This is a genomic window from Rhizobacter sp. P3_C12, assembly GCF_056402735.1.
This window is the reverse complement of sequence record NZ_JBFUGW010000570.1, coordinates 1-1439: the sequence shown is the minus strand read 5'-3', so window position 1 is coordinate 1439 and position 1439 is coordinate 1. Positions and strand designations below refer to the sequence as shown.

The window sequence follows — 1439 nt, the reverse complement described above, 5'->3', positions numbered from 1 at the left end:
CCGAGCGCCGCCACGCCGCGCCGGCCAGCCGCGCGGCGAGCCACGCGAACATCGTGATGTGCAGGCCGCTGATGCTGACGAGGTGGGCGATGCCGGTGGTGCGGAACAGCTGCCAGTCGGCGCGCGCTATCGCGGACTGGTCGCCGACCGCCAGCGCGGCCAGCACGCCGGCCGCCTGCGGGTCGTCGACCTGCGCGTACAACCGGTCGCGCACGCGCTGGCGCAGGCGCTCGAGCGGGTGAGCGGCGGCCGGGTCGAGCAGCTCGGCGCGGCCGTCGAGCACGTAGCCGGTGGCGCGCACGCCTTGCTCGAACAGCATCAGCTCGATGTCGAAGCCGCCCGGGTTGAGGCTGCCGTGCGGCTGGCGCAGGCGGGTGGTGAAGCGCCAGGCCTGGCCGGCGCGCAGCTGCGCTTGCTCGGCGTTCAGCGGGCCGTCATCGTGCCAGCCCTTGTACCAGCCGAGCGAGACGAGCGGTGGTACGGCCACCGGCTCGCCGCGCCGGCGTGCATCGTCGACCTCGAAGCGGAACTGCAGGCCGGACGGGGTGTGGTCGGGCAGGCTCGCGACGATGCCGGTGAGGACGAGGTCGTCGCCTTCGAGCGCCGTGGGGAGCGCCTCGGCCAGGTGCAGCGAGGCGCGCAGGTCGGAAGCAGCGAATCCCGCGACTGATGCGGCGAGCGATGCGGCCAGCATGCCGAGCAGTGCGCCGCGGCGCCAGCGCCACGCGAGCATCGTGCAAGGGAGTGCTGCCGCGAGCAGCAGCGCCGTGCCCCAGGTCGGCTGGACAGCCTGCTGCTGGAGCTGCCATGCGACACCCAGCAGCCACGCGACCGTGATCCCCGCGAGGTACAGCCCGCCGTGTCTGTGCATCGGGCCAGTGTAGGGCCCGGCTTGAAAGTGGCCTGTAAGAACCTTGCGCGCATCCTGTTTCGCATCCCTCCCGGATCCAGCCCAGGGCCATCGAGCATGTCACCCATGAAATCACTTCAATCAAGCTCACTTCTCCTCGTTCTCGCCACGGGGCCGATGGCCTTGCCTGCCGCCGCGCAGACCGTCACGCCGCCTGCGTCGTCCGTTGCCGTGGCACCCGCCGCCTCCGCCCCTGGCCCGGGCGCCGGCCTCTGGGAATTCATCGTCGCCACCGAAGGCGGGCCCGGCGGTGGCGGCACGAAGACGGGTCGCGCCTGCCTCGCGGTCGAGTCGCTTCGCGCGGCCCCTGAGCAGACGCTGGTCGAAGCGGCCATGCGCAGCACCGGTGGCCGCGCGTCCAAGTGCAAGTTCGAAGATGTCCATCGCGAGGGCACGCTGTCGTCATGGAAGGCCATCTGTGAAGGCCCCATGGGAGTCATCGTGCAAGGGGCAGGCAGCGGCCAGCTCGGTGCCGAGGCAGCCACGCTGTCGCAAACGCTGGAGGGACGGATGTTCATGAAGACCCTCC

Annotated in this window: 1 protein-coding gene and 1 pseudogene; one reads left to right on the top strand and one right to left on the bottom strand. The window is 71.4% G+C overall.

The features are described 5' to 3' along the window. Nucleotides 1-871 (bottom strand): ComEC/Rec2 family competence protein (locus tag AC1DXV_RS34570; RefSeq protein WP_477938041.1); only part of this gene is annotated, 871 nt, incomplete at its 3' end. Nucleotides 872-976: 105 nt separating this feature from the next. Between AC1DXV_RS34570 and AC1DXV_RS34565 the strand changes: the two are divergent. Further along, nucleotides 977-1439: pseudogene (locus AC1DXV_RS34565) on the top strand (hypothetical protein); the annotation flags it as partial.